Below are 19591 nucleotides of genomic sequence, written 5' to 3' on the forward strand. Positions count from 1 at the left end.
TCGCCGGGATTATGGTGGGATATGTTCATGCCGTATCGGCGTATCCCGGGAAACCGAATCCGGCGCTCTCATCCGATCCCCATCATCATCGGGGGAACGATCGTCATTCAGGGAGTGATCTCTGGTGCTCAAGCGTCTGCTTCTCAGCGCCGCCCTGGCGGCGTCCACCGTAATCGTCACCGGAACGGCCACCACGCAGGCCGCCAGCGCCGCGAGCGCCTGCCCGCCCACCGCCCAGCTCGCGGGCACCACGCCGCAGAGCGTGGCCAAGAAGTGCAAGTGGATGTGGGACAGTCACCACAACTGGTGCAAGTTCTGCTGGAGCCACGGCCACTGGTCCAAGCAGTGGTGCAAGAGCGGCGGCGGCGGTGGCGGCATGGGCGGTCACGGTCACGGCCATGACCACTGGTGGGATCACCACGACAATGGTTGGTGGAACGACGACCACTGACCCACCAGCACCGACCCACGCACAACGGACGCTCCGCGCGGCATCATCGCGCGGAGCGATCCCCCATGTAAAGGCGCATTCTTCGGCGTGCTTGGTGGTGAATTCCGGAATCTCGCGTCGGCCGGAACCAGGCCCCTGCGGGGAGTCAGGAAGTCGCGCTCGGAGGCGCCAGGCCGAGCATCCGGGTGGTGATCCGGTGCAGGTGGACGCGGAAGCGGTCCACGCTCCTTTCGCCTTCGGAGAAGCTGGAAAGGGGCGTGCTCATCGTGGCGTAGCGCACGAAAATGATGACGGACCAGGCGATCGCTCGCACACAGAGCTCCACGTCGGCCTCGGAGTCCATGAGGCCCGCCGCGGCGGCGCTGTTGAACTTGCTGTAGACCGCATGGACCAACGGCTCGTTGTAGATCTGCTCCAGGTTCTGCAGATCGGCGGCGTCGCCCAGCCAGCGGTGCATCAGCAGCGCGGAGACGTCGGGGTTGTCGAGGCAGAAGTTCAGGTAGTCGTCGACCAGGGCGTGGACACTCGCCGCCAGTTGCGGCGCTCCCGACTCGTCCAAACGGGCGAGGGCGTGCTCCAGCAGGGCCTTCTGCGCGGTGTAGCCGCGCCCCATCACCGCCAGATAGAGCTCCCGCTTCGAACCGGCGAGCTCCATGACGGTCTCGATGCTCAGGTCGGCGGCTTCGGCGATCTGCCCCATCGTCGTCGCGTCGTATCCGAGGGCCGCGAACAACCGCGTCGCGGCCGAGATGATCCTTTCCACGCGGCTCCTTTCCTGAACGCCCGCGATCCGCTCCTCCATACGCGAGGTAACCCCCGTCCACTCCAACAGATCAGCTGTCAAGCCCGGGCAAAGCGACACGCGGCACGCCGGTCTGGCATCATGCGATCATGCGAATCGGGACGCTCGGCGCAGCTCGCATCACCCCCATGGCGCTCGTCAAGCCCGCCCGCGCCGTGCCCGAGGTCGAGGTGGCGGCGGTGGCCGCCCGGGATCGGTCGCGTGCCGAGAAGTTCGCGGCCAAGCACGGCATCCGGCTCGTCCACGACTCCTACGAGCAAGTGATCGCCGACCCCTCCCTGGACGCGATCTACAACCCGCTGCCGAACGCCCTGCACGCCGAGTGGACGCTCAAGGCGATCGAGGCGGGCAAGCACGTGCTGGCCGAGAAGCCGTTCACCTCCAACGCCGCCGAGGCGCGGTCCGTCGCGGACGCCGCCGCGAAGTCCGGCGTGGTGGTCATGGAGGCGTTCCACTACCGGTATCACCCGCTGATGGAACGGGCTCTCGAGATCGTCGCCACCGAACTCGGCGAGGTCCGGCATGTCGAGACATGGATGTGCTTTCCGCTCCCCAATTTCTCCGACATCCGCTACTCGCTGGAGCTCGGCGGCGGCGCGCTCATGGACGCGGGCTGCTACGCGGTGCACTGCCTGCGTACGCTCGGGCCGGGCGAGCCCTCGGTCGTGAGCGCGGCGGCCCTGCTGCGATCACCGGGCGTCGACCGGGCGATGGCCGCCGACCTGCGCTTCCCCACCGGCGCGACCGGGCGGATCCACGCCTCCATGTGGTCGGGAAACCTGCTCAAGATCGCCGCGCGGGTCGACGGCGAACGCGGGTCGCTGCGCATCACGAACTTCATCGCCCCGCAGCTCTTCCACCGGATGACCGTGACCGTCGACGGCCGGCGGCGCCGCGAGCGCGTCGCGGGCGACGCGACGTACACCTGCCAACTACGCGCCTTCGTGGCGGCGGTGGAGCAGGGCACCCCGCCGCTGACCCCGCCTGCGGACTCCGTCGCCAACATGACGGTCATCGACGACATCTATCGCAAGGCGGGACTTCCCCTCCGCGGCATCCAGTAGCCGGCCCCGGCCCTCACACGGTGAGCATCCCCTGTCCAATTACCTACTTGAACATCCTATATAACTGGTAGGAAATTGGATGTTAGGCGCCGGGATTTGGAGGGATGACCGTGGATATGCCGAACTTCCTGGTCGTAGGGGTTCCGAAGGCGGGAACGACGGCCCTGCACGCCGCTCTCCAGCGGCATCCGCAGCTCTTCCTGCCACAGGTGAAGGAGCCCAAGTACTTCCTCACCGACGGCCCGCCACCGGCCAAGGGCGGGCCCGGCGACGTGGAGACGTACCGGGAGCACGTCTGGCGCCGCGAGGACTACGAGGCGCTGTTCGCCGCGGCGCCCGCGGGGACGCTGGCCGGCGAGTGCACGCCCTTCTACCTGTACGACCGGGACGCGCAGCGGCGCATCAAGGCGGCCATCCCGCACGCCAGGCTCATCGTGATCGTGCGGGACCCGGTCGAGCGCGCCCACTCCAACTGGACCCACCTGTGGTCGGCCGGGCTCGAACCGATCGGCGACGTGGTGCGCGCCTGCGAGGCGGAGAGTAAACGGATCGCGGCCGGGTGGGCGCACTTCTGGCACTACGTGGGACTCGGCCGGTACGGCGAGCAGCTGGCCGCCCTGTACGAGCTGTTCCCGCGCGAGCAGGTGCTGCTCTTCCGCTACCGGGACCTCGTCGACCGGCCGGCCGACACGCTCGACCGGATCTGCGGCTTCCTCGGGGTGGAGCGGGGGCTGCTGACCGAGATGCCGAGGGAGAACGTGACGGCGCATCCCGACGCGAGCCCCCGGCACGCGGTGCTGTCCTCGGTCCGGCGGCTCCTGCCCGGGGCTCTGGCCGATCCCGTCGAGCAGCTGCTCCAGCGGCGGGCCGCCCCGCGCCGCCCTCTGACCTGGGAGCAGCGGCGCCAGCTCATTCCGTACTTCACCGACGACATCCGGCTCCTTCAGCAGGTCACCGGCGAGGACTTCAGCGACTGGCTCAGGCCCAGGGAGCGTTCGGGCGGCCTGGTCGGCAGCCGGCCGCCCGGCCAGCGGCAGTCCAGGAACGGGCGCCCGCACCCGTCCTGACGATCAGCGGCAGCCCCAGAAAGACCGGCCACCCTGACGATCAGCGCAGCTCGGTGCGCAGCTCGTGGGCTCCGTCGGCGCGGGTGTACTCGTAGTACAGCCGGATCCGCCCGTCCGGCAGGTCGACGATGTCGAGGTAACGCAGGCCGCCGCCCGCGTGCGGCGACATGGCCGCCGGGGCGGTCCCCACCGGGGTCAGCTCGCCGGGGTCGGTCCCTACGGCGATCCCGGTGCGCTCCTCGTAGTTCTCGGCCGCGCTGGCCCGCCCGTCGTAGAAGGCCAGCACCCGGTCACCGTCGAAACGTACCGAGCTGATCCGTACGCCCCGCCCGTCCCACAGCCCCGGCCGCCCGCTCAGCGCCGTGCCGTGCCACGTCCACTCCAGGCCGTCGGCGCTGGTGGCGTAGTCGGTCACCATCTGGTCGGCCTCGTCGGAGTCGGCCAGCGGATGGCAGGAGGCCCACAGGTGCCACTTCCCGTCGCGCCGGACGATCACCGAATCCTTCACACCGGTCTTGGGGTCGCCGGGCAGGACGGTCTCGCGCGAGCGCGGGTCGAACCCGGCGGGGTCGTCGCTCTCCAGCACCTCCACCCGCCAGTGCTTGGTGCCCGGGGTGGCGCAGCTCAGGTACAGCCGCCAGCGTCCGTCCTCGGTGCGTACCAGGGTGGGCCGTTCCAGGGACTCGGCGGCCATCTCCTCGCGAGTGATCGTCGTCAGGGTCTCGAACCGTTCGCCGTCCACCGAACGGGCCACCACCACCGCGTACCCGCGTCCCTCCCCCACGGGGCGGCGCAGCCGGTAGGCGAGGTAGATCAGCCCGTCCGCCGCGACCGCGCTGGGACCCCCCGCCCAGTGCCCTTCGCCCGCGATCGGTGGCGCGATCGCGACGGTCGCGCGGTCAGGGTCGGGGAGCAGGGCAGCGGGAACGTCCGTGGGGTTCGACATGGACTCGAGGCTAGGCCACGACGTGGAGTGCGACACCGCTGCTCACCGACCCTTTGCATTCCCTTATTCCTACCTAAATAGTATGGATAATACACGCCCTGGTCCACGCAGGGCGCATCATGTGGACCGCCTCCCCGAACATGCAGGAATCGGTAAGGGAAGTGACCTGGTCGTCCGCATTCCTCCATCGACGTGGTCACTATGTGCATCGAATGCTTACTCGTTGTCATTAGGGGCGATACCTACGGCATTCCCCCAGCTGCCGAGACGAGGGCCGGGTACATGAGCGAAACCACGACGAAAACCGCTGTGGACGAGGTTCACGTGCTGTGGACCTCGGAGGGCATGAGCTGCGACGGCGACACGGTCTCGGTGACGGCGGCCTCCAATCCGAGCCTCGAAGCGGTGCTGCTCGGCCTGGTGCCCGGATTGCCGAAGGTGCATCTGCACAACAAGGTGCTGGCGGCGGAGGTGGGCAAGGACTTCATGGCCCCCTTCCACCAGGCCGCGGAGGGCCAGCTACGCCCGTTCGTCTTCGTGGTCGAGGGGTCGATCCCCAACGAGCAGATCAACGGCGACGGTTACTGGACGTCGATGGGGAACGACCCGGTCACCGGACAGCCGATCACCGTCAACCAGTGGATCGACCGGCTCGCGCCGCAGGCGTGGGCGGTGGTCGCGATAGGCACGTGCGCGACGTACGGCGGCATCCACGCCATGGCGGGCAACCCGACGGGCAGCATGGGGCTCGGCGACTACCTGGGCCACGACTTCCGCTCGGCCGGCGGGCTGCCCATCATCAACGTGCCGGGCTGCCCGGTGCAGCCCGACAACTTCATGGAGACCCTGACCTGGCTGCTGTACCAGGCCGCTGGGCTGGCTCCCATGATCCCCCTGGACAAGGAGTTGCGACCGACCTGGTTGTTCGGCAAGACGGTGCACGAGGGGTGCGACCGTGCCGGCTACTACGAGCAGGGCGACTTCGCCAAGGACTACAACTCCCCCAAATGCCAGGTCAAGGTCGGCTGCTGGGGGCCGGTGGTCAACTGCAACGTCCCCAAGCGCGGCTGGATGGGCGGGATCGGCGGCTGCCCCAATGTGGGCGGCATCTGCATCGGCTGCACGATGCCCGGCTTCCCGGACAAGTTCATGCCGTTCATGGACCAGCCACCCGGCGCGCTGGTCTCCTCCACCGCCACCGGGGCGTACGGGTCGTTCATCCGCAAGCTGCGCGGCATCACCAACAGGACGGTCAACAAGGAGCCGAAGTGGCGCCACAACCGGCCTGAGCTGACCAGCGGCTACCAACCGGACCATAGCTAGGGGAGAGGGAACGTCGCGGTGACCATCCGATCCAAGGAGGCTCAGGAGACTCGGCAACTGGTCGAGATGTCCTGGGACCCGATCACCCGCATCATCGGCAACCTGGGGATCTACACGAAGATCGACTTCAACAACAAGGAAGTCGTCGAGTGCAAGAGCACCTCCTCGTTGTTCCGGGGCTACAGCGTGTTCATGCGCGGAAAGGACCCGCGGGACTCGCACTTCATCACCAGCCGCATCTGCGGCATCTGCGGCGACAACCACGCGACCTGCTCGGTCTACGCCCAGAACATGGCCTACGGCGTCAAGACGCCGCCGCTGGGCGAATGGATCATCAATCTCGGCGAGGCGGCCGAGTACATGTTCGACCACACCCTGTTCCAGGACAACCTGGTCTTCGTCGACTACTGCGAGCAGATCGTCAAGGAGACCAACCCCACCCTGCTGCGCAGGGCGGAGACCACCGAGGCACCGCACGGCGACATCCACGGGTACCGGACGATCGCCGACATCATGCGGGCGTTCAACCCGTTCACCGGCGCGATGTACCGCGAGGCGCTGCAGGTCAGCCGGGTCACCCGGGAGATGTTCTGCCTGATGGAGGGGCGGCACGTACACCCCTCGACGATCTACCCGGGTGGCGTGGGCACGGTGGCGACGCCCCAGCTGTTCACCGACTACCTGTCCCGGCTGCTCAGGGTGCTCGACTTCGTGAAGAAGGTCGTCCCGCTCAACGACGACCTGTTCGACTTCTTCTACGAGGCGCTGCCGGGGTACGAGGAGGTCGGCAAGCGGCGGACGATGCTGGGCTGCTGGGGTTCGTTCCAGGACCCGGCCGTGGTCGACTACGACTACCGGAACATGGGCGAGTGGGGCCGGGGCATGTTCGTCACTCCGGGCATCGTCCTGGACGGCGAGCTGCGCACCACGAGCCTGGTGGACATCAACCTCGGCATGCGGATCCTGCTGGGCAGCTCGTTCTACGACGACTGGGTGAACGAGGAGGTCTTCGTCACCCACGACCCGCTGGGCAACCCGGTGGACCGGCGTCATCCGTGGAACCAGACCACACTGCCGAAGCCGCAGAAGCGCGACCTGGCGGGCGGCAACTACAGCTGGGTGATGAGCCCCCGCTGGTACGACGACCGCACGGGCGATCACCTCGCGCTCGACACCGGGGGCGGGGCCCTCGCGCGGCTCTGGACGACGGCGCTGGCCGGCATCGTCGACACCGGAGGCGTCCGGGCGACCGGCAGCAGCGTGGAGATCAACCTGCCCAAGAGCGCGGTCCTGCCGGAGATGCGGTTCGAGTGGAAGATCCCCAAATGGTCAAACACGATCGAGCGCAACCGGGCCCGCATCTACTTCGTCGCCTACTCCGCCGCGATGGCCTTCCACTTCCTGGACCAGGCGATGGCCGAGGTACGCGCCGGCCGGACGCGGGTCTTCGCCGACTTCGACGTGCCCGATGACGCCATCGGCTGCGGGTTCCACGAGGCGGTACGCGGGGTTCTGTCCCACCACATGGTGATCCGCGACGGCAAGATCGCCAACTACCACCCGTACCCGCCCACGCCGTGGAACGCCAGCCCGCGGGACGTCTACGGCACTCCCGGTCCGTACGAGGACGCGGTCCAGGGCATGCACATCTTCGAGGAGAACGGCCCGGAGAACTTCAAGGGCATCGACATCATGCGTACGGTCCGCAGCTTCGACCCCTGCCTGCCGTGCGGCGTCCACATGTACCTCGGCGACGGGAAGGTGCTCAAGCAGGTGCACTCCCCGACGCTGGGCACGAGCATCTCCGGTTAGGGGCGGACGATGTCACTGACCGACCGTGAGGTGGCCGACCGGCTGGCCCGGGTGGACGCCCTGCTGGACGGCGTCGAGTCGCTGCCCGACCCGGAGTCCACCATCGAGGTGCTCCAGGCGCTGCTCGACCTGTACGGCGAGGCGCTCGCCCGGATCGTCGCGATCGGCGGGGAACGGCTCGGGCCGGCGCTCGCGCAGGACGAACTGGTCTCCTACCTGCTGGTGCTGCACGACCTGCACCCGCTGGACGTGTCCGCCCGGGTGGAGAAGGCCGTGAGCGGTGTACGGCCCCGGCTCGGCGGCGCGGCCGTGGAGACGGTGGCCGTGGCGGACGGCGTGGCGAGCGTACGGCTCCTGCGCGGTCGCGGCGGCTGCGGCACTGCCGATCGGGCGGCTCTGCTGGAGGAGGCGATCCGCAACGCGGCCCCGGAGCTCGACCGGGTGGAGATCGAGGAGATCGGCCCGCCACCCGTCTTGATCTCCATCGACGCCTTGCGCCGCAACCCCGGCGCGCGGACGTCGTGAGGGAGCGCGGCATGGCACGAGGGGGTCTGCGCGGCCTCATCGACCGGACGGCCGAGCGACGCGCGGCTGACCAGCCGGCGGCTGACCAGGATGCGGCCGACCACGGCGGCAACCCCTGCCGGTGTGAGCTGTGTGCCGCGCCCATCCCCGCCGACCACCGGCACCTGCTCGAACCGGCGGTCCGCGAACCGCGCTGTGCCTGCCGCCCGTGCGCGCTGCTCTTCGAGCATCCACCGGCCGAAGGGGACCGTTACCGCCTGGTGCCCGACCGCCGGTGGTATCTGCCGGACTTCGTCCTCGACGACGCCACCTGGGCGTCCCTGGACATTCCCGTACAGATGGCCTTCGCCTGTCACGACTCGGCCGAGGGCCGGACCGTGATCCGATACCCCGGCCCGGCCGGCGCGGTCGAGGCCGCGGTCGAGCCGGCCGCCTGGGCCGCGGTGGAGGAGGCCAACCCCGTGCTGCGGCGGCTGACCCCCGACGTGGAGGCGCTGCTGGTCAACCGGACGCGCGACGCGCGAGACCACTGGCTGGTGCCGATCGACGACTGCTTCGCCCTCGTCGCCGTGCTCAGGTCTCACTGGAAGGGCCTGGCCGGCGGCCAGGACGTCTGGAACGAGGTCGGCGCCTTCTTCGCCGAACTGCGGCGCCGAGCCAAGCCCATGCCCATGCCCGTGGGCGTGTCGAAAGGAGTTCCACGATGACCGGCTCCATCAAGGTGGGCCGCCCCGATGCGCGGCCCGACATGACCGCGCATCTGAAGGGCGTCCATGAGGGCAACTCGGTCGGCAACTACGAGCAGCAACCGGGTCACCTTCCCGACGGCCGCTCGACGGCGGCGCGATCCACCGGGATCAACCCGAAGGACCATGACCCGATCGACCCGGCCATGCCCAACCTGTCCCCGGCATGAGGCCGGACTCCGCCTTCGCCACGCGGGAGGACGCGCCGCCGCCGGCGCTCAGGTTCGTGATCGAGAGCGCCGAGGCGGTGGAGTTCGCCGCGGTGCCGACGGTGCGGTTCACGCTGCGGATCGACGGCGCCGGCCCGTCGCCGATCCGCAGCGTCGCGCTGGACACCCACATCCGCATCGACGCCGCCCGGCGCCAGTACGACCCGCCCACCCGGCGGCGGCTCACCGACCTGTTCGGCGCGCCCGAGGATTGGGGCCGGACGTCGAGGAGCCTGCTGTGGGCGCGGGTGGTGACGCAGGTACCCGGCTTCGACGGGCACACGGTGGCGAGCATCGACGTGGCCTGCACCTATGACTTCGAGGTGGCGGTCGCCAAGTACTTCCACTCCCTGCCGGACGGTGAGGTCCCGCTGACCTTCCTGTTCAGCGGGACGATCTTCTACCTTGACGCCGGCCTGCTGCGGGCGGCCCGGATCCCGTGGGACACCGACGTCGCGTTCCGGATGCCGGTCCAGGTCTGGAAGGACGTCATGGAGCACTACTTCCCGCGCAGCGCCTGGCTCCGGCTGGACCGCGACGCCTTCGACCGGCTGTACGACTACAAGGTCCGGCACACGCTGGCGACCTGGGACGACGTCGTGTCGGCGCTGCTGGTACGCGAGCGTCAGGGAAAAGAGCAGGACGGTGGCTGATCGATGGACCAGGTGACAAAGGTCGCGCGCGCGGTCCTGTACGAGGGCTACCTGCTGTGGCCCTACCGCCCCTCGGCGCTCAAGAACGCGCAGCGCTGGACCCTGGGCGGCGTCTACCCGGAGCGGTGCGCCGAGACGGGCGACTCCTCGCTGATGCGCACCCAGGTGCTGATCGAGGCGGACCCGGCCGACACGATCGACGTCCGGGTGTGCTTCCTGCACTCCGTCGCCCGCCAGGTCGCGCGCGGCACCGGCGAGGAGCTCGTACCGGTCGCGGAGCTGACGGCCGGGGGCGAGCGTCACGTGGCCAGGGACGAGGCGACCGAGCGGGAGGTCGCCGCGCTCGGGCTCGACCTCGCGGGTCTCGTCCAGCGGGCCGCCGTGGTGGACATCGACATACCCGAGGGCGGGGACGTCGAATGGCTGATCGGCCCGGACGGGCGGGGGGTCGGAGCGCTTTCGCGCAGCTGGCGGGCGCTGCGCGGGTGGGTCGAGATCAGCGCGGAACGCCCGGCGCCCGGCCTCTTCCGGATCACCGTCGAGGTCGTCAACACGACCGGCTGGGCGGGCGGCAGCCGTACCGAAGGGCTGAAACAGGCGTTCCTCTCCGCGCACACGGTCCTGCACGCGCCGCGCGGCCGTTTCGTCTCCCTGACCGACCCGCCGGAGGAACTGCGGCCGCTCGCGGAAGGCTGCGACAACGCCGGCGCCTGGCCGGTCCTGGTGGGCGAGGAGGGCGAGCGGCACACCATGCTCTCGGCGCCGATCATCCTGTACGACTACCCCCGGATCGCGCCGGAGAGCCCGGGTGACCTCTTCGACGCCACTGAGATCGACCAGTTGCTCACCCTGAGCGTGCTCGCCCTGACCGAGGAGGAGCGGCGGGAGATCCGCGACGGCGATCCCCGGGCCAGGGAGATCCTCGACCGATGCGCCTCGCTCACACCCGAGCGGCTCATGCGGTTGCACGGCACGGTACGCGAGATCCGTCCGCTGATCGAAGAGGAGCCGGTACATGACCGCGACGGATGACTTCTGGGCCCGGATGGAACGACGGGGCCCGGACACGGTGATCGTGGACGGCGTGACACTCGGCGCGGGCAGCCGGGTGCGGCTGCGCCCACGATCGCGGGCGGACGTCTTCGACCTCGCCCTCGGCGGCCGGGTGGCCGTCGTCGAGAGCGTCGAACAGGACGAGGCGGGCGCCCTCCACCTGGCCGTCACCCTTGAGGAGGACCCCGGCCGCGACCTGGGAGAGGCGAAGCTGCCCGGACACCGGTTCTTCTATTCCGCCGAGGAGGTGGAGCCGATCGTGGCGGAGAGCCGGCCCGCCCGCGTCCTGGTCGCGGGCATCGGCAACATCTTCCTGGGCGACGACGGCTTCGGCGTCGAGGTGGCGCGGCTGCTGGCGGCCGAGGACCTGCCGCCCGGAGTGGACGTCGTGGACTTCGGGATCCGCGGCATGGACCTGGCCTACGCCCTGCAACGCGACTACGACACGGTGATCTTCGTGGACGCCGCGCCCCGTGGGGAGGCTCCCGGGACGCTGACCGTACTCGAACCGGCCGAGCCGGAGGCGGGCGTACCCATGGAGACCCACGGCATGGATCCGGTACGCGTGCTCCGGCTGGCCGCCGAGCTGGGCCGGATACCGCGCCGGGTGCTCGTCGTCGCCTGCGAACCGGAGACCGTGATGACCGGGGAGCCGGACGAAGACGTGCTGGTCGAGCTGAGCGAGCCGGTACGCGCGGCCCTCGGTCCGGCACTCAAGACGGTCCGATCCCTTGTCGAGACTTGATCGAAGCCATCGATGGACCGGGGTTACCGAAAACCGAGGAGGTGGAAACGGATGAGGAAGGGGCCTGTGGTGGCTCTGGTGACGCTGTGCGCGGCCGTCGCGATGATCGCCGCGCAATGGCCGGAGATCAAGCGCTACCTGAACATGAGAAGGATGTAGGCACTTCATGCATGAGCTAGGAATGTGCGAGGGCCTGGTCGACCTGGTCCGGCAGCAGGCGGACGGCCGGCGGGTCACCGGGCTGCGGGTCCGGATCGGCGCCCGCCACGCCGTCGTGGGCGAGGCGTTCGACCATGCCTTCGCGCTCGCCGCCGAGGGCAGCGCCGCCGAAGGGGCGGCGCTCGACCTCGTCGTCACGCCCGTCACCGTGGACTGCGGGGCCTGCGGTCACCAGTCGGAGTCCGTCGACGTGCTCGCGGTCTGCGCGCGGTGCGGCGACGACGACGTGGACGTCAGCGGCGGCGACGAGCTGGTCCTGGAATCGGTCCAGTTCAAGGAGGAAGCCGATGTGCCTCGGGATCCCCGGTGAGCTGGTGGGGGACGTCGAGGAGCACACCGACCTCGCCATGGTGGACGTCAGCGGGGTACGCCGCCGCATCAACATGGGGCTGCTCGCCGACGACCACCTCAAGCCCGGCGACTGGGTGCTCGTCCACGTGGGATTCGCCCTGTCGAAGATCTCCGAGGCCGAGGCCAAGGCCGTGATGGACATGCTGCACGGCCTCGGGCAGGCGTACACCGACGAGATCGACGCGCTCAAGGAATCGGACATCTCATGACCCTCCTCTGCAAGGAGCGCGATGCGCTTCGTCGATGAGTTCCGCGACGCCGACGCGGCCCGGGCGCTGGCCGCGCGGATAGCCGCCCGGTGCGAGCCGGGACGCCGGTACAAGTTCATGGAGGTGTGCGGCGGACACACGCACACCATCTACAAGCACGGCATCGAGGACTATCTGCCGGAGGCCGTGACGCTCGTGCACGGGCCGGGCTGTCCCGTCTGCGTCATTCCCATGGGCCGGGTGGACGACGCCGTCCACATCGCCCGGCAGCCCGATGTGATCATGACGTCGTTCGGCGACATGATGCGGGTGCCCGGGGGAGCGGCCACGTTCCTCGACGCCAAGGCCCAGGGCGCCGACATCCGGATGGTCTACTCGCCGCTCGACGCGCTCAAGATCGCCCGGGACAATCCGGACCGGCGGGTCGTGTTCATGGCGATCGGCTTCGAGACCACGGCGCCGTCGACGGCGGTGACCGTGCTGCGGGCGGCCGAGGAGGGCATCGACAACTTCTCCGTCTTCTGCAACCACGTCCTGATCATCCCGGCCGTCAAGGCGATCCTCGACTCGCCCGACCTGCGGCTCGACGGTTTCATCGGGCCCGGCCACGTCTCGACGATCATTGGCTGCCGGCCGTACGAGTTCATCGCGCGCGACTACCGGCAGCCGTTCGTGGTCGCCGGGTTCGAGCCGCTCGACATCCTCCACGCGGTCGACCTGCTGCTCGGCCAGCTGGCCGAGGGCCGTGGCGAAGTGGAGAACCAGTACGCGCGGGTGGTCCCGTGGGAGGGCAACCGGATCGCCATGGAGGTGATTGGGACGGTGATGCGCGTACGCCCGCACTTCGAGTGGCGTGGGCTCGGCTTCATCTCGCACTCGGCGCTGGGGATGGCCGAGGAGTACGCCGCCTTCGACGCGGAGCGGATCTTCGACATCCCCGGTACCCGCATCGCCGATCCCATGGCGTGCCAGTGCGGCGAGGTGCTCAAGGGAGTGCTCAAGCCGTGGGAGTGCAAGGTGTTCGGCACCGCGTGCACCCCTGAGACGCCGATCGGGACCTGCATGGTCTCGTCGGAGGGAGCGTGCGCGGCGTACTACAACTTCGGCCGGTTCAGCCGGGAACGAGTGCGGGAGGCGACCCGGGCATGACCACCGAGAAGCAGGTCCTCGACCGGATCGAGCGCGTACGGCGCCGCCGCGCGGTGGTCCGGGAGGAACGCATCACCCTGGCGCACGGCTCCGGCGGCAAGGCGACCCGGACGCTGATCGACGCGGTCTTCCTGGAGGCGTTCCGCAATCCGCTGCTCGCCCCGCTGGAGGACGGGGCCACGCTGGCGCTGGGCGGTTCCCGCGCGGTGTTCACCACCGACGCGTTCGTGGTCTCCCCGCTGTTCTTCCCCGGCGGCGACATCGGTGACCTGGCGGTCAACGGCACCGTGAACGACCTCGCGGTGTGCGGGGCCCGTCCGCTGTACCTGTCCGCCGGGTTCATCCTCGAAGAGGGGTTCCCGGTCGGCGACCTGCGGCGGATCGTCGCCTCGATGGCGGCCGCGGCGGAGGCGGCGGGCGTCACGATCGTCACCGGCGACACCAAGGTGGTCCAGCGGGGCAAGGCCGACGGCTGCTACATCACCACCGCCGGGGTCGGCGTCGTCGAGCGCCCGGCCACGCCGTCCATCTCCGCGGCCCGGCCCGGTGACGCGGTCATCGTGTCCGGGCCGATCGGTGAGCACGGTGTCGCCATCATGCTGGCGCGCGGCGAGCTCGGCATCGAGGCGGACACGGTCTCGGACACCGCCCCGTTGAACGGCCTGGTGGCCGAGCTGCTGGACGCCCTCCCCACCCAGGTGCGGACGATGCGGGACGCCACCCGCGGCGGGGTGGCCACGGTGCTGAACGAGGTGGCGAGCGCCTCGGGTGTCTCCGTGGTGATGGACGAGGAGTCCGTACCGGTTCAGCCAGCCGTTACCGGGATGTGCGAGCTGCTCGGGATCGACCCGTTGTACGTCGCCTGCGAAGGGCGGTTGGTCGCCGTCGTCGACGGCGAGCACGCCGAGCGGGCGGTGGACATCATGCGCGGCCATCCGGTCGGCGCCGGGGCCGCGATCATCGGATGGGTCGGGGAGGACCCGCCCGGCCTGGTGCTGCTGAGGACCGCCTTCGGCGGCACCCGCATCGTGGACCTGCTGGTCGGCGACCCGCTGCCGCGCATCTGCTGACGCCCGGCGACCCGTTCAACGGGTCGCTCGGTCCTGAGCCCCCGCCACCACGGCCTGCCCGAGACTGATACCGCCGTCGTTGCAGGGGACGCGCCGGTGCAGCAGGACGCGCAGGCCGTGGCGGCGCAGCCCGTCGACCACGGCGCCGAGGATGAGGGTGTTGCAGAACACCCCGCCGGACAGCGCCGCCACCTTTAGACCGTTGGCGGCCGCGACCCGCGTCGTGGCCGTCACCACCGCCTCGGCCAGCCCGTGGTGGAAGCGCGCCGCGATCACCTCTGCCGCCTCGCCCCGGCGAAGGTCGCCGACGACCGCGCGGATCAGGTCGGTGCTGCGGATGACCGTTCCGGCGACGGTGACCGGATAGCCGCCGCGGACGCCCGGGTCCGCCCGCTGCTCCAGCTCCACCGCCGCCTGTCCGTCGTAGGTGACCGTGTCCCGGATCCCGAGGAGCGCGGACACCGCGTCGAACAGCCGCCCGGCGCTCGACGTCACCCGTTGCGCCGGGCCGTTCGCCACGAGCGCCGCCACGGCCGGCCACCGGTCCTGATTGCGGCGGACCACGTCGAGGTCGTCGAAGGACCCTGGGCCGTACGCGCTGTGCAGGAAGGCCGCGGCCATCCGCCAGGGCTGCCGGATCGCCGTCACGCCGCCGGGCATCGGCACCGGCTCCAGGTGCCCGGCCCGCTCGAAGCCCGCCAGGTCGGCCACGAGCAGCTCGCCGCCCCAGATCGTGCCGTCCGTGCCGTACCCCGTGCCGTCGAGGGCCACGCCGACGACCGGGCCGCTCTCGCCGTTGTCGGCCAGGCAGGAGGCTATGTGGGCGTGGTGGTGCTGTACGCCGAGTGGCTGGACGCCGTCGAGGGTGAGGGCGTACTTGGTGGACAGGTATTCCGGGTGGAGGTCGTGCGCCACCACCTCGGGCTCGATCCCGAACAGTCGCCGGAAATGGGCGACGCCGCCGGCGAAGGCCTGCATCGTCGCGTAGTTCTCCAGGTCGCCCAGGTGCTGGGAGACGAACGCGTGGTTGCCCGTCGCCAGGCAGAAGGTGCTCTTGAGCTGCGCTCCGCAGGCGAGGACCGGGCGGGGGAACGTCCAGGGCAGCGCGAGCGGCGCGGGAGCGTGCCCACGGGCTCGCCGTACCGGAACCTCCGCGTCGCGGAAGACCCGGACCACCGAGTCGTCAAGGCCCGCGTGAATCGGCCGATCGTGGGTGAGAAAGGCGTCGGCGGCCAGCCGCCGCGCGTCCTCGTCGCGGTGCGCGATGGGCTCGCCCGACAGATTCCCGCTGGTCAGTACGAAGGGGCGGCCCAGTTCGCGGGCCAGCAAGTGGTGCAGGGGCGTGTACGGCAGGAGCACGCCGATGTCCCGGTTGCCGGGCGCCACTGAGACGGCGATGGGCGAGCCGGGGCGTCGTGGCAGCAGCACGATCGGGCGACGCGCGCCGGTGAGGGCGGCGACCACCCCGCTCGCCTCGCCGTCCAGCACACACAGCTCGCGTACGGCGGCCAGGTCCGGCGCCATCACGGCGAACGCCTTGTCCCCACGGTGTTTACGGACCCGCAGCGCCGCCACAGCGTCCTCGTCGGTGGCGTCCACAGCGAGATGATGGCCGCCGAGTCCCTTCACCGCCAGGATGGAACCACCGCGGAGCAGCGCCGCCGCCTCGGACACCGGATCGCCCGCGACCATCGTGCCGTCGGAGGTGTGCAGGACGAGGGTGGGACCGCAGGCGGGGCAGCACACCGGCTGGGCGTGGAAGCGACGATCGCGGGGGTCGCGATACTCCGCCGCGCATGCCGTACACATGGCGAAGGTCCGCATGGTGGTCGCGGCGCGGTCGTACGGGATGGCCGTGATGATCGTGAACCTGGGGCCGCAGTTGGTGCAGTTGACGAAGGGGTAGCGGTAGCGGCGGTCGGCCGGGTCGAACAGCTCGGCCAGGCAGTCGTCACAGGTCGCCGCGTCCGGTGACACATGCGCGCGTGGGACGCCGCCGATCACGCCTGGTCCGCCGGGCTCGTTGTGGACGCTCATCTTGCTCGGTACGCACGTCCCGCCCGGTCTACCCGTCTCGCTAGGTCTGCCCGTCTCGCTCGGTCCGCCCGTTTTGCTTGGGACGATGCGAAAGCCGCGGGCGCCTGTGGGCGGCACCGATTCCACGCTCACCCGGTCCACGACCGCCAGCGCGGGCGCGTTCCATCGGACCGCCTCGACCAGTGAGTTCACCGCCCCCGCTGGGCCTTCGACCTCGATGAACACCCCGAAACCGTCGTTGCCGACCGTGCCCGACAGGCCGTACCGGACGGCCAGGCCGTGGACGAACGGCCGGAACCCCACGCCCTGGACGATGCCCTCGACCCGGATCCGGGAGCGCACGATCGGGTCCAACGGTCAGTCCGCCTCGTCCAGTGCCCGCCGAACCGACTCCCACAGCACATGGCACACGGTGGCCTGCGCCTCCTGGATCCGATGTACGGATGAGGATGGGATGACCAGCAAATGATCTACGGCACCGCACTCGGCCAGTTGGCCGCCTCCCGAGCCGGCGAGCCCGACGGTCACCATGCCGAGGCGTTTGGCCTCCTGGAGCCCGCGGACCACGTTCAGCGAGCCGCCGCTCGTCGAGATGCCCATCGCGATGTCCGTACCGGTGCCCAGGGCGGCGAGCTGCCGGGCGAAGACCGCGTCGAAGCCGATGTCGTTGGTGAGCGCGGTCAGCAGCGCGACATCGGCCGTCAGCGACATCGCCGGCAGCCCTCTGTGTCTGTGGCCGGGAGCGAGGAACAGGTGGGCCACGGCCTGCGCGTCGGTGCTGCTGCCCCCGTTCCCGAAGGTGAAGAGTCGACCGCCGCCGGAGAATGCCGCGGCGAGCGCCCCGGCGCACGCGGCGATCCGGGGGCCGAGCAGGGTGAGCACTTCCCGCCGCAGCGCGACGATCTCCCTGGCCTTCTCCGCCGTGGACCGGGTCACCGTGGCCAGCAGCGCTTCGACATCGCCCGCCGCAGAGGACAGGAAGGGATAGAGCGCGTCACTCACGGCCCTCTCCCCAGCACCGCGCACTCCGGCACCGCTCTCTCCGGCACCGCTCTCTCCGGCACCGCTCTCTCCGGCACCGCTCACTCTTGCACCGCTCTCTCCGGCACTGTTCTCTCCAGCACCGCGATGGCTTCTTTCGCGTGCACCAGGACCACGTCACCGGCCCGCGCGTCGACCAGCCGCACGCTGATCTCCTCCGCACCGACGGCGGTGTCGACCAGTGCGAGGTGGCCGGGTAGCAGGGCGACGATCCGGACGGGTACGGCCGTGTCCGAGCAGGTCACACACACCTCGCCGGGACAATCCGGACTCGACCGGCCCGAACCTCCCGGCGAATTCACCGGACTCGACGGGTCCGAACCTCCCCGCGAATTCACCGGACTAGACGAGTCCGAACCTTGCGGCGAAGTCACCGGACTCGACTGGTCCGGATCTCCCGGCGAGGTCATCGGGAGACCTCCGTCGCCGCGAGCAGAGGGTCGTTCAAGAACACATGCACCAACTCCCACAGCACGTGATATGTCGTCATATGGAGCTCGCGGGCGATCCGCGGATCACGGCTGCGTGCCGTGAGAAGGTGATCCACCACCGCGCTGTCGAGCCCGCCCGCCTTCGTCAACGCCAGTGTCGTCATGCCCATCTCACGCGCCACGGCGAGCCCCGCCGCCACCTCGTCACAGTCGTCGTCGACCGTGATGCCCACCGCGACGTCCCCGGCGCGCCCGAGCAGCCGCAGCTGGGTCGCGAACACTCCCGCGCGGGCGAGCCCGCTCATCGCCGACGCGTCATTGGCCAGCGAGAAGGCCGGCAGGGCGCGCTTCCCCACGATCACCGGATGAACGAACTCCACCGCGAGATGCGCCGCGTCGGCCGCCGACTGACCGGTGCCGAAGCTCAGCAGCCGACCGCCCCGATGGAAGCACAGGGCCACGGCATGACACGCGCGGGCGATCCGCTCGGCATCCTCCGCCAGCGCGAGGCCGGCTTCGTCCCGTTCCTGGAGAGACGTGCCGAGAGCGAGTGTCATGGATGATCCTTTCCTCGGCTCTCGATTCTCAGTGCCCCGAAAGAAAGGCTGGCAATCGCGTTTTACAGGAGGTTGGAGTTTCGTTTCCTTTTAGCGGCGACAATGTATGCAAACGGTGGTACTGGCGCAGAGAAAAGACCTCAACCGGCGCTGATTCGGTGGCGGAAAACCCAATAAGTCCAGCTCTGGTAGAGCACCACCAGCGGCAGGAAAATCGCCGCGATCCTGGTCATGATGCCGAGCGTCTTCGGCGTCGAGGCCGCGTTCTGGAGGGTCAGGCTGTAGGCCGGGTTGACCGTCGAAGGCAGAACGTTGGGATACAGGACCGCGAACAGGCAGATCACGGTCACGCCGACGGCGACCGCGGACAGCAGGAACGCCCACCCCTGACGGCCCTTGGCGACGGCCCCGAGCGCGGCCACGAAGGAAAGAGCGGCGAGGGCGGCCAGGATCACCGTGCCGGGCCCGCCGCCGTGGAACTGCGTCCAGACCAGGAAGATCACCGCGAGCAGGGCCGCGACGCCGCCGCTCTGCAGCGCCAGCGTGGTCGCGCGCCGGCTGATCTCGCCGCTGGTCTTCAACGCCACGAAAACGGCGCCGTGCGTGACGAACAGAAACAGCGTGGTCAGCCCGCCGAGCAGCGCGTACGGGTTGAGCAGATCCCCGACCGTACCGACGTAGTCGTGATGGGAGTTGAGCCGCACGCCCCGCACGATGTTCGCGAACGCGACCCCCCACAGCAGCGCGGGCACGAACGAGCCGATCGCGATGCCCGCGTCGCACCACCGCCGCCACGTCACGGAGCTCCGCTTGCCGCGATACTCGATGGCCACTCCGCGCACGATCAGCGCCAGCAGGATGAGCAGCAGCGGGACGTAGAACCCGCTGAACAGCGAGGCGTACCACTCGGGGAAGGCGGCGAACGTGGCCCCGCCCGCGGTGATCAGCCACACCTCGTTGCCGTCCCAGACGGGGCCGATCGTGTCGAGCATCGCCTCGCGTTCGCCGTCGTTCCGCGCCATGACGTGCAGCAGCATGCCGACGCCGAAGTCAAACCCCTCCAGGACGAAGTACCCGACCCACAGGATGGTGATCGCCACGAACCAGATCTCGGTGAGCTCCACTACCCGA

At 69.8% G+C, this 19591-nt stretch carries 23 protein-coding genes; 16 read left to right on the forward strand and 7 right to left on the reverse strand.

All coding sequences use genetic code 11. The features are described from left to right. Positions 1 to 124: 124 nt before the first annotated feature. Positions 125 to 451, forward strand: a complete 327-nt coding sequence (locus ACGFJ2_RS19965) for a hypothetical protein (protein WP_393470224.1) — start codon at positions 125 to 127, stop codon at positions 449 to 451. Between the two features lie 145 nt (positions 452 to 596). On the opposite strand, the gene ACGFJ2_RS19970 is transcribed toward ACGFJ2_RS19965, so the two are convergent. Further along, positions 597 to 1214: a TetR/AcrR family transcriptional regulator gene (locus ACGFJ2_RS19970; protein ID WP_393470227.1), complete on the reverse strand. Its 618-nt coding sequence runs from the start codon at positions 1212 to 1214 to the stop codon at positions 597 to 599. A 128-nt stretch (positions 1215 to 1342) separates the two neighbouring features. Between ACGFJ2_RS19970 and ACGFJ2_RS19975 the strand changes: the two genes are divergently transcribed. Together ACGFJ2_RS19975 and ACGFJ2_RS19980 are read left to right on the forward strand one after the other, a co-directional pair. Next, on the forward strand, positions 1343 to 2317 hold the full coding sequence (locus tag ACGFJ2_RS19975; RefSeq protein WP_358176565.1) for a Gfo/Idh/MocA family oxidoreductase: 975 nt from the start codon (positions 1343 to 1345) through the stop codon (positions 2315 to 2317). A 104-nt stretch (positions 2318 to 2421) separates the two neighbouring features. Further along, entirely contained in the window at positions 2422 to 3384 is a 963-nt protein-coding gene (locus tag ACGFJ2_RS19980) for a sulfotransferase (protein WP_358176562.1), read from the forward strand. 40 nt (positions 3385 to 3424) lie between these two features. On the opposite strand, the gene ACGFJ2_RS19985 is transcribed toward ACGFJ2_RS19980, so the two are convergent. Then, a complete protein-coding gene (locus ACGFJ2_RS19985; RefSeq protein ID WP_357938445.1) occupies positions 3425 to 4330 on the reverse strand; it encodes a hypothetical protein in 906 nt (301 codons plus the stop codon). Between the two features lie 282 nt (positions 4331 to 4612). Between ACGFJ2_RS19985 and ACGFJ2_RS19990 the strand changes: the two genes are divergently transcribed. Genes ACGFJ2_RS19990 through hypE form a run of 13 tightly spaced genes read left to right on the forward strand, consistent with a single transcriptional unit; the run spans position 4613 to position 14394 of the window. After that, positions 4613 to 5653, forward strand: coding sequence for a hydrogenase expression protein HypE (locus tag ACGFJ2_RS19990; RefSeq protein ID WP_357938447.1), 1041 nt, complete (start codon positions 4613 to 4615; stop codon positions 5651 to 5653). Between the two features lie 18 nt (positions 5654 to 5671). Further along, positions 5672 to 7465 carry a nickel-dependent hydrogenase large subunit gene (locus ACGFJ2_RS19995; protein ID WP_357938448.1) on the forward strand — a complete coding sequence of 598 codons (1794 nt, stop codon included), beginning with the start codon at positions 5672 to 5674 and terminating at the stop codon, positions 7463 to 7465. Positions 7466 to 7474: 9 nt separating this feature from the next. Beyond that, complete coding sequence (locus ACGFJ2_RS20000) at positions 7475 to 7990, forward strand: NifU family protein (protein ID WP_357938450.1); 516 nt, start codon at positions 7475 to 7477, stop codon at positions 7988 to 7990. 11 nt (positions 7991 to 8001) lie between these two features. After that, a complete protein-coding gene (locus ACGFJ2_RS20005; RefSeq protein ID WP_393470233.1) occupies positions 8002 to 8697 on the forward strand; it encodes a DUF5947 family protein in 696 nt (231 codons plus the stop codon). Further along, positions 8694 to 8906, forward strand: coding sequence for a hypothetical protein (locus ACGFJ2_RS20010; protein ID WP_358176556.1), 213 nt, complete (start codon positions 8694 to 8696; stop codon positions 8904 to 8906). The genes ACGFJ2_RS20005 and ACGFJ2_RS20010 overlap by 4 nt, the downstream gene beginning before the upstream one ends. Then, on the forward strand, positions 8903 to 9598 hold the full coding sequence (locus ACGFJ2_RS20015; protein ID WP_393470237.1) for a DUF6084 family protein: 696 nt from the start codon (positions 8903 to 8905) through the stop codon (positions 9596 to 9598). The genes ACGFJ2_RS20010 and ACGFJ2_RS20015 overlap by 4 nt, the downstream gene beginning before the upstream one ends. Positions 9599 to 9601: 3 nt before the next feature. Then, positions 9602 to 10630 (forward strand): hypothetical protein, encoded by a 1029-nt coding sequence (locus ACGFJ2_RS20020; protein ID WP_393470240.1) that lies wholly within the window; start codon positions 9602 to 9604, stop codon positions 10628 to 10630. Continuing rightward, positions 10614 to 11396 (forward strand): hydrogenase maturation protease, encoded by a 783-nt coding sequence (locus ACGFJ2_RS20025; RefSeq protein ID WP_357938460.1) that lies wholly within the window; start codon positions 10614 to 10616, stop codon positions 11394 to 11396. Before ACGFJ2_RS20020 ends, ACGFJ2_RS20025 begins: the two co-directional genes overlap by 17 nt. A 51-nt stretch (positions 11397 to 11447) precedes the next feature. Beyond that, complete coding sequence (locus ACGFJ2_RS20030) at positions 11448 to 11555, forward strand: DUF6893 family small protein (RefSeq protein WP_372470685.1); 108 nt, start codon at positions 11448 to 11450, stop codon at positions 11553 to 11555. 7 nt (positions 11556 to 11562) lie between these two features. After that, positions 11563 to 11925, forward strand: coding sequence for a hydrogenase maturation nickel metallochaperone HypA (locus ACGFJ2_RS20035; RefSeq protein WP_393470243.1), 363 nt, complete (start codon positions 11563 to 11565; stop codon positions 11923 to 11925). Next, the gene (locus ACGFJ2_RS20040; RefSeq protein ID WP_357938464.1) at positions 11903 to 12175 is read left to right on the forward strand and encodes a HypC/HybG/HupF family hydrogenase formation chaperone; all 273 of its coding nucleotides are present in this window, start codon (positions 11903 to 11905) and stop codon (positions 12173 to 12175) included. The genes ACGFJ2_RS20035 and ACGFJ2_RS20040 overlap by 23 nt, the downstream gene beginning before the upstream one ends. Before the next feature lie 21 nt (positions 12176 to 12196). Beyond that, entirely contained in the window at positions 12197 to 13324 is a 1128-nt protein-coding gene (gene hypD / locus ACGFJ2_RS20045; RefSeq protein WP_357938466.1) for a hydrogenase formation protein HypD, read from the forward strand. After that, entirely contained in the window at positions 13321 to 14394 is a 1074-nt protein-coding gene (gene hypE, locus ACGFJ2_RS20050; RefSeq protein WP_393470248.1) for a hydrogenase expression/formation protein HypE, read from the forward strand. Before hypD ends, hypE begins: the two co-directional genes overlap by 4 nt. Positions 14395 to 14409: 15 nt before the next feature. Here hypE and hypF read toward each other — a convergent pair whose 3' ends face one another. From hypF to cydB, 5 genes are all read right to left on the reverse strand, one after another. Continuing rightward, positions 14410 to 16773: a carbamoyltransferase HypF gene (hypF, locus tag ACGFJ2_RS20055; protein ID WP_393470251.1), complete on the reverse strand. Its 2364-nt coding sequence runs from the start codon at positions 16771 to 16773 to the stop codon at positions 14410 to 14412. 15 nt (positions 16774 to 16788) lie between these two features. Then, positions 16789 to 17433 carry an SIS domain-containing protein gene (locus tag ACGFJ2_RS20060; protein ID WP_393470254.1) on the reverse strand — a complete coding sequence of 215 codons (645 nt, stop codon included), beginning with the start codon at positions 17431 to 17433 and terminating at the stop codon, positions 16789 to 16791. 80 nt (positions 17434 to 17513) lie between these two features. Further along, the gene (locus tag ACGFJ2_RS20065) at positions 17514 to 17717 is read right to left on the reverse strand and encodes a HypC/HybG/HupF family hydrogenase formation chaperone (RefSeq protein WP_393470257.1); all 204 of its coding nucleotides are present in this window, start codon (positions 17715 to 17717) and stop codon (positions 17514 to 17516) included. 161 nt (positions 17718 to 17878) lie between these two features. Continuing rightward, positions 17879 to 18460: an SIS domain-containing protein gene (locus ACGFJ2_RS20070; RefSeq protein ID WP_393470259.1), complete on the reverse strand. Its 582-nt coding sequence runs from the start codon at positions 18458 to 18460 to the stop codon at positions 17879 to 17881. A 140-nt stretch (positions 18461 to 18600) separates the two neighbouring features. Next, positions 18601 to 19584 carry a cytochrome d ubiquinol oxidase subunit II gene (gene cydB, locus ACGFJ2_RS20075; protein ID WP_393470262.1) on the reverse strand — a complete coding sequence of 328 codons (984 nt, stop codon included), beginning with the start codon at positions 19582 to 19584 and terminating at the stop codon, positions 18601 to 18603. Between the last annotated feature and the right edge of the window lie 7 nt (positions 19585 to 19591).

The organism is Nonomuraea sp. NPDC049028 (genome assembly GCF_043197735.1).
Lineage (GTDB): Bacteria > Actinomycetota > Actinomycetes > Streptosporangiales > Streptosporangiaceae > Nonomuraea.

Bases quoted from the DNA above. Each gene is read 5' to 3' on its own strand.
- ACGFJ2_RS19975 (WP_358176565.1), top strand. From the start codon at position 1,343: ATGCGAATCGGGACGCTCGGCGCAGCTCGCATCACCCCCATGGCGCTC.
- ACGFJ2_RS19980 (WP_358176562.1), top strand. From the start codon at position 2,422: ATGACCGTGGATATGCCGAACTTCCTGGTCGTAGGGGTTCCGAAGGCG.
- ACGFJ2_RS19985 (WP_357938445.1), bottom strand. From the start codon at position 4,330: ATGTCGAACCCCACGGACGTTCCCGCTGCCCTGCTCCCCGACCCTGAC.
- ACGFJ2_RS19990 (WP_357938447.1), top strand. From the start codon at position 4,613: ATGAGCGAAACCACGACGAAAACCGCTGTGGACGAGGTTCACGTGCTG.
- ACGFJ2_RS20000 (WP_357938450.1), top strand. From the start codon at position 7,475: ATGTCACTGACCGACCGTGAGGTGGCCGACCGGCTGGCCCGGGTGGAC.
- ACGFJ2_RS20005 (WP_393470233.1), top strand. From the start codon at position 8,002: ATGGCACGAGGGGGTCTGCGCGGCCTCATCGACCGGACGGCCGAGCGA.
- ACGFJ2_RS20010 (WP_358176556.1), top strand. From the start codon at position 8,694: ATGACCGGCTCCATCAAGGTGGGCCGCCCCGATGCGCGGCCCGACATG.
- ACGFJ2_RS20015 (WP_393470237.1), top strand. From the start codon at position 8,903: ATGAGGCCGGACTCCGCCTTCGCCACGCGGGAGGACGCGCCGCCGCCG.
- ACGFJ2_RS20020 (WP_393470240.1), top strand. From the start codon at position 9,602: ATGGACCAGGTGACAAAGGTCGCGCGCGCGGTCCTGTACGAGGGCTAC.
- ACGFJ2_RS20025 (WP_357938460.1), top strand. From the start codon at position 10,614: ATGACCGCGACGGATGACTTCTGGGCCCGGATGGAACGACGGGGCCCG.
- ACGFJ2_RS20030 (WP_372470685.1), top strand. From the start codon at position 11,448: ATGAGGAAGGGGCCTGTGGTGGCTCTGGTGACGCTGTGCGCGGCCGTC.
- ACGFJ2_RS20035 (WP_393470243.1), top strand. From the start codon at position 11,563: ATGCATGAGCTAGGAATGTGCGAGGGCCTGGTCGACCTGGTCCGGCAG.
- ACGFJ2_RS20040 (WP_357938464.1), top strand. From the start codon at position 11,903: ATGTGCCTCGGGATCCCCGGTGAGCTGGTGGGGGACGTCGAGGAGCAC.
- hypD (WP_357938466.1), top strand. From the start codon at position 12,197: ATGCGCTTCGTCGATGAGTTCCGCGACGCCGACGCGGCCCGGGCGCTG.
- hypE (WP_393470248.1), top strand. From the start codon at position 13,321: ATGACCACCGAGAAGCAGGTCCTCGACCGGATCGAGCGCGTACGGCGC.
- ACGFJ2_RS20070 (WP_393470259.1), bottom strand. From the start codon at position 18,460: ATGACACTCGCTCTCGGCACGTCTCTCCAGGAACGGGACGAAGCCGGC.